This window comes from Mycobacterium sp. E2462, from assembly GCF_001672685.1.
Taxonomy (GTDB): Bacteria; Actinomycetota; Actinomycetes; order Mycobacteriales; family Mycobacteriaceae; genus Mycobacterium.
In genome coordinates this window covers 1-6,312 of sequence record NZ_LZKC01000336.1, presented here as the reverse complement: position 1 = coordinate 6,312, position 6,312 = coordinate 1, and the positions used below count along the sequence as shown (strand labels likewise).

Genomic DNA, 6,312 nt, shown 5'->3' with positions numbered 1-6,312 from the left:
CGAGACGGCCGCGCTGGCCGACGTGGTGCTGCCCGCGGCGGCGTGGGCGGAGAAAACGGGCACCTTCACCAACGCCGACCGCACCGTGCACCTGTCCGAAAAGGCCGTGGAGCCACCGGGTTCCGCGCGCTCCGACCTGGATATCTTTTTGGACTATGCGCGGCGGATGAACTTCCGCGACAAGGACGGTCGCCCGTTTCCGCCTTGGCACGACGCGGAGTCGGCCTTCGCGGCGTGGCAGCAGTGCAGCGCGGGCCGCCCGTGCGACTACACGGGCCTCAGTTATGCGAAGCTGCGCGGCGGCAGCGGCATCCAATGGCCCTGCAACGCCGAGCATCCCGACGGTACCGAACGGCTCTACGCCGACGGGAAGTTTTGGGCCGACCCCGAGTATTGCGAGGCGTACGGCAAGGATCTGATCACCGGCGCCCCGCTGGAGCCGACCGAATACCGGGCCATGAACCCGTCGGGCAAGGCCGTCATCAAGGCGGCCGAATATCTTCCACCACACGAAAAGCCGAGTGCCGACTACCCTTTCGCACTGATGACCGGCCGCACCGTCTACCACTTCCACACCCGCACCAAGACGGGCCGGGCACCACAACTCGACGCGGCCGCGCCCGACGTGTGGGTCGAGGTGTCTTTCGGTGACGCTGGCCGGCTCGGCATCGCCGAGGGCGACTGGGTCGAGGTCAGCACCCCTCGCGGGTGCATCCGGTGCACCGCCCGGGTTCGCGACGTCCGCGACGGGGTGCTGTTCGTGCCGTTTCACTACGGGTACTGGGATCTGCCCGCCGGTGCCGACCGCGCACACCACCGGGCCGGCAACGAGCTCACGCTCACCGATTGGGACCCCGTGTCCAAGCAGCCGGTCTACAAGACGGCCGCCGCCCGCCTGCGGAAGTGCCCGGCGCAACGGACGGGCGCACCGGACGCGGGCGGCGCCGCCCTGGCCGAGGCCGCGCCCGCCGGGGGCCGGTCGTGAAACTGCGGCTGGCCCTGCGCGAGCTGCACCGCTCGGAACGCAAACTCGCCCACCAGCTCACCGCGTTGGCGGCGCGGCACCACAGCGACCAGGACGTCTGCCACCTGGCGCAGGACCTGGCCGGGTGGTCGCGACACCACCTCGATGAATTGGCGCGGCACGGCCGCCATTACGGCCTGCACCTGCCCGCGCGGCGGCGTCGCCGCCCGCTCACCGGCGCCGTCGCGGCGCGGCTCAGCGACAAGCTGCGGCGCCGGCCTGAACCGGGGTTGCTGCTGCTGGCCGACCTGCGGCGGGTGCACCGCACCGCGGCCGGCGTATCGCTGGACTGGGAGCTGCTGGCGCAGGGCGCCCAGGCCGCCAAGGACGCCGAGCTGTTGCGGCTGGCCACGCGCTGCCATCCCGAGGCGCTGCGCCAGATGCGCTGGGCCAACGCCATGCTCAAAGAGCTGTCCCCGCAGGTGTTGACGAGCTAGGAATGAGAAACGCGGCGGCCGCACAGCCCCCGGCCACCGCGTCCCCATCGCCTCCTCGCCGCCAGTCTGACAGTTGCGCGACGCGCCGTCACTTCACCCGTGCAGCGCGTGCAGCGCGCGGGCGAAGACCTCGTCCATAGTTCCGACGGCGTCGACGGTCTTGAGCTCGTCGCGGTAGTAGTCCAGCAGCGGCGCGGTCTCGTCGCGGTAGACCTTCATCCGGTTGATGATGATCTCCTCGGTGTCATCGGCACGCCCGCGGCCCTTGAGCCGCTGCAACAACTCGTCCTCAGAGACCCGAAACTCCAACACCGCATCGATGTCCCCACCCCGGCGCTCGAGCATGCCGTGCAACGCCTTGGCCTGCTCCACCGAGCGCGGATACCCGTCCAGGATGAACCCGTTGGCGACGTCGGGATCATCGAGACGGTCCGCGACGAGCTGATTGGTCAACTCCGAGGGCACCAAATCACCGGCATCCAGGTAACGCTTGGCCTCCAGCCCCAACTCGGTGCCGTTCTCGATGTTGCTGCGGAACAGATCACCGGTGGACAGATGCGGGATCCCCAACTTCTCGGAAAGCTTGCACGCCTGCGTTCCCTTGCCCGCCCCGGGCGGCCCCAGCAAAACGACTCTCACTTGAGGAACCCTTCATAACTGCGCTGCATCACCTGATCACTTTCATCGAATATCACTCAACCTCACCGGGTTTCGCGCCCCGGCCGCGCTACGCTGAAGCGATGCGCTACGAAGTGACCGACACCGACACCGCCGCGCACGTCGGCAGCGGTGATGTGCCCGTGCTCGCGACTCCCACGCTGATCGCGTGGTTGGAAGCGGCGACCGTGCAGGCGGCCGCGCCGTTCACCAGTCCCGGCCAGACGACCGTGGGCACCGCGGTGCGCATCGAACACCGGCGCGCGACCGACGTGGGTGGCACCGTGGACGTCACCGCGGACCCGGCGCCGGCCGACGGTCGGCGCATCACCTTCCACGTCAAAGCAGTCGATGGTGACGGAAAAGTGGTGGCGGAAGGCGAGATTGACCGCGTGATCGTCGACCGGCATAAGTTCCTCAGCCGCTGATCGAGTGCTCGAGGCGGGGCGCGTCGACTCGGTCCCGCGTCTGCCGGACGTCCGAGGACGGGCGCACGTACACCCGCCAGGTCAACACCGACCCGAACAGGTAGCACACTGCGAAGATGCAGAACGCCGCGGTCTCGGATCCGGTGTTCACGTAGGACTGGCGCAGCGCCATGTTGATGCCGAACCCACCTAGCGTTCCGATCGCGGCGACGATGCCGATCACGACGCCGGACATGGCGCGCGCCCAGTGGCGCCGGTCGGCGTCACCGATGGCCATGCGGTGACTGCGCGTCTCGAAGACGGCCGGGATCATCTTGTACACCGCCCCGTTGCCGACCCCGCAGAGGATGAACAGGGCCAAGAATCCGATCACGTAGCCGGTCATGACCGCCGCGTCCAACCGGCCCGCCCGGCTGTCGGCCCGCGCGCTCAGCACGATCATGCCGCTGACGGCGACGATCATCGCGCACAGCACCCCCAAGGTGACGGTCCCGCCGCCCAGGCGATCGGCCAGTCGGCCACCGTACATCCGGCCCAGCGACGCGAGTAACGGCCCCAGAAAAGCGATTTGGGCGGCGTGCAACGACGCGGTCAGGGTTCCTTGGCCGGAGGCCAGATAGTTGATCTGCAAGATCTGCGCGAAGGCGAAAGAGAAGCCGATGAACGAGCCGTAGGTCGCCACGTAGAGCGCCGCCAGCGCCCACGTGTCGCGCTGCTTCAGGGCGGCGCGCATCGGGCGGTGCTGCGCGCGCGGCAGCTCCACGTTGTCGAGGAAGAGCGCGCCGCCGAGCGCGACCAACGACAGCAACACCAGATAGATCCCGCATACCCAATAGGGTTTGCGGTCACCGGCGGTCGCCAGCACCACCAGACCGACGATCTGGATCAAAGGCACACCGATGTTGCCGCCACCGCCGGCGATACCCAACGCCGCACCCTTGAGCCGCTGCGGGTAGAAGACGTTGACGTGGGCGATTGCGGAGGAGAAATTCCCGCCCCCCATGCCGGTCAACGCCGCACAACACAGGTACGCCCACATCGGTTGGCCCGGATTGGCCAGCAGCACAATGGTTCCCGCGGTCGGGATCAACAAAACCAACGAGGAGAACACCAGCCAGTTGCGGCCGCCGAACTTCTCCACCGCGACGGCGTAGGGCAGCCGCAGGCAGCCACCGACGAGCGTCGCGGTGGCACCCAGCAGCAGCTTGTCCGCCGGTGACAACCCGTACACCGCGCGCGGCATGAACAGCACCATCACCGACCAGATCGACCACACCGAATAACCCACGTGCATGGCGAATAACGACCAGATCAGATTGCGCCGGGCGATCCGCGCATTGCCGGCTTGCCAGCCCGCAACATCCTCCGGATCCCAATCGCATATGCGTTGCGCGCGAAACATGGACAGCCTCGACTTCCGTCGACCAGGAAATGACCGTCACGACGGTAGGCCCGAATTGCCTGCAAGTGTGCCGCTCGCGGCTGTGAGAATGCCGTGAATTCACACGACCAGGCGCAATTCGGTAGCCGAAATGCCTTTCAATTCAACCGAATTCTCGCTATATAAGCGAAAGTTGTTGACCGGCAGGAAAACCGTCGCGCAACGCGTTTCCGTGGCGCGCGCATCCAGCAAACTGCAATGCCGTCAGGGCCCGGGTTTGGTGGCGGTCACCAGGCGGGTGGAAAACCACGGACCGCCGTAGCACATCCGCCAGCCGAGCCGGCGGTGCCGCACGTCGCGCCAGCCCAATTCCCGCAGCCGCGCCGCGTGCCGGTCGGTGCCGAACAGGTCCGCGATCGCGAGCCGACCGCCCGGGCGCAGCACCCGCACCGCCTCGTCGAGGGCCATGCGGCGCCCGGCGTTTCCCGCAATGTTGTGGATCGCCAGGCTGCTCACGACCACGTCAACGCTGTCGTCGGGCAGCGGCACCGCCGTCATGTCGGCGGTGTGCACCTCGATGCGGTCGGAGACGCCCTCGGCCACCGCGTTGGCTAGCGTGGCCTGCCGGGAGTTGTCGGTCTGGTCGGCGTGCCACAGGTCGACCCCGACGGCGCGTCCGCGCGGCAGGCGCTTGGCCGCCGCACACAGCACCGCGCCGCGCCCGCAGCCCAGGTCGAGCACGGTCTCATCGCCGTCGAGCGCCAGCCCGTCGAGGATTTGGTCCCAGACCACGAACTTGCCGACGCGAGTCGCGTAGGCGTACCACGCCGTCGAGGCGACCAGCCCCGCGGCCGACGCGCCGGCCAATGCCGCAGTCAGATGTCGACCGTGCGCCCGGCCCGCGACGGCCACCACCGCCAAGCCGGTCGTGACCGCCCCGATGGCGGCGAGCTGCCCGCGCGCCGAGATCCTCTCGAAGTCACCGTCGATTCCGTACTCGCCCCGATGTTCATGCACGGGATCACCTTAGGGCGAGCAGACCTCACCAACGGCCGTGGTGCACCACCTCGGCGAAGGGGCGCCGGTTCGGCTTGCGGATCGGGGCGAGCGGCCGATCGGCCGGATACCCGAGTCCGAGCAGGAAGGCCACCAGGTAGCCGTCGGGAACGCCCAGGATCGCCCGCGCCTTGTCCTGGTCCCCCACCGACGAATGCCCGGTCCCCACACCCAGGTCGGTGGCCGCGATCATCATCGCCATGGTGGCCTGACCCACGTCGTAGTTGTCGGTCACGACGCGGCGCTCGTCGGGCGGCTCGGGCACCACGATGGCGATCGCCGCCGCGGCGCCGGCGATGTGACCGGCCCCGCCCCACACGGTGGCGAGCTCTTGGAGCTGGTCCCGGTCGGTGACGATGACGAAGTCCCAGGGTTGGCGGTTCTTGGCCGACGGTGCGCGCCACCCCGCCTCGGCGATGCGGTCGAGGTCTTCCTGTGGCACCGGCTGCGGCGTGTACTCACGCACGTTGCGGCGGGCTCGGATCGCGTCCCAGGCTTCCATCTCGTCTCCTCCTGCGGATTAGTCGCCGTCGCGGTCGACCTCTTGCTCGAGCGCGCGCAACACCGCGCGCAGCTCGTCGACCATCCAGTTGTCGGTGCGCCGGCTCAGCACCTCGAGCACCGATCGGTAGTACCACAGCTGCTGCTGCGGGTCCCGGACGGTGAAACGCCCCCAGACGGCATTCCCTTCCGCCCGCACGTCACGCAAAATCGCCCGGGCGTTGTCGAGCTTGTCGGCCAGCGACACCAGCACCGCGCCGTCGGACGCCTCCCGCAAGTGGGCGAGGTAGCGCTCCTTGCGCTCCCGCCACGGCGGCTTGGGTGTTTCGAAGGTGTCGCTGCACTCGGCGACGATCGACGCCACGTCGGCGCCGAACCGCTCGCGGATCTCCGCCAGCGTGCGCTCACCGCCCTGGTCCTCGGCGGCGTCGTGCAGCAGCGCCGCGATGGCCTGCGTTTCGGTGCCGTCGGCCTCGATGACCAGCCCGGCCACCGACAGCAGGTGGCCGAGGTAGGGGGTCTGGCCGCCCTTGCGGGTCTGCATGGCGTGCGTGCGCGCCGCATAGTCCAGGGCGGCGCTGAACCGCGCCGTGAGGCGCGGCGTCGGCGTTCGGCCGGCCATGGTCGTCCCTCCCCCCTTCACCGGTGGCGGCATCTCCGAGACTGTGGCAGCGCACGTCGGTGTCAAGGTTTATCGTGACACCGCGATGGCGCTTCACCTGCACCGTGCCGAGCGCACCGATCTGCTTGCCGACGGCCTGGCCGCCCTGCTGGCCAATCCACCGGCCGACCCGTTCGCCGAGGACCTGGTGGTGGTGCCCGCCCGCG

Annotated in this window: 9 protein-coding genes; 4 read left to right on the top strand and 5 right to left on the bottom strand. The window is 68.9% G+C overall.

The genetic code is table 11. The features are described 5' to 3' along the window. Both A5714_RS17710 and A5714_RS17705 read left to right on the top strand, forming a co-directional pair. The coding region (locus tag A5714_RS17710; protein ID WP_156747369.1) for a molybdopterin oxidoreductase family protein at positions 1-985 on the top strand (985 nt) is incomplete at its 5' end. Further along, positions 982-1,461 carry a hypothetical protein gene (locus A5714_RS17705; RefSeq protein ID WP_068287294.1) on the top strand — a complete coding sequence of 160 codons (480 nt, stop codon included), beginning with the start codon at positions 982-984 and terminating at the stop codon, positions 1,459-1,461. The genes A5714_RS17710 and A5714_RS17705, both read left to right, overlap by 4 nt. 93 nt (positions 1,462-1,554) lie before the next feature. On the opposite strand, the gene A5714_RS17700 is transcribed toward A5714_RS17705, so the two are convergent. Continuing rightward, positions 1,555-2,100 carry an adenylate kinase gene (locus A5714_RS17700; protein ID WP_068287290.1) on the bottom strand — a complete coding sequence of 182 codons (546 nt, stop codon included), beginning with the start codon at positions 2,098-2,100 and terminating at the stop codon, positions 1,555-1,557. A 101-nt stretch (positions 2,101-2,201) separates the two neighbouring features. Between A5714_RS17700 and A5714_RS17695 the strand changes: the two genes are divergently transcribed. Beyond that, complete coding sequence (locus tag A5714_RS17695; protein WP_068287287.1) at positions 2,202-2,546, top strand: thioesterase family protein; 345 nt, start codon at positions 2,202-2,204, stop codon at positions 2,544-2,546. On the opposite strand, the gene A5714_RS17690 is transcribed toward A5714_RS17695, so the two are convergent. From A5714_RS17690 to A5714_RS17675, 4 genes are all read right to left on the bottom strand, one after another. Further along, positions 2,536-3,948 carry an MFS transporter gene (locus A5714_RS17690; protein ID WP_068287283.1) on the bottom strand — a complete coding sequence of 471 codons (1,413 nt, stop codon included), beginning with the start codon at positions 3,946-3,948 and terminating at the stop codon, positions 2,536-2,538. The genes A5714_RS17695 and A5714_RS17690 overlap by 11 nt on opposite strands. A 243-nt stretch (positions 3,949-4,191) precedes the next feature. After that, complete coding sequence (locus tag A5714_RS17685; RefSeq protein WP_068287281.1) at positions 4,192-4,944, bottom strand: class I SAM-dependent methyltransferase; 753 nt, start codon at positions 4,942-4,944, stop codon at positions 4,192-4,194. 25 nt (positions 4,945-4,969) lie between these two features. Further along, on the bottom strand, positions 4,970-5,485 hold the full coding sequence (locus A5714_RS17680) for a nitroreductase family protein (RefSeq protein ID WP_068287278.1): 516 nt from the start codon (positions 5,483-5,485) through the stop codon (positions 4,970-4,972). 18 nt (positions 5,486-5,503) lie between these two features. After that, on the bottom strand, positions 5,504-6,106 hold the full coding sequence (locus tag A5714_RS17675; RefSeq protein WP_068287275.1) for an HD domain-containing protein: 603 nt from the start codon (positions 6,104-6,106) through the stop codon (positions 5,504-5,506). A gap of 85 nt (positions 6,107-6,191) precedes the next feature. Between A5714_RS17675 and A5714_RS27665 the strand changes: the two genes are divergently transcribed. Further along, positions 6,192-6,312 (top strand): exodeoxyribonuclease V subunit gamma (locus A5714_RS27665; RefSeq protein ID WP_369829454.1); only part of this gene is annotated, 121 nt, incomplete at its 3' end.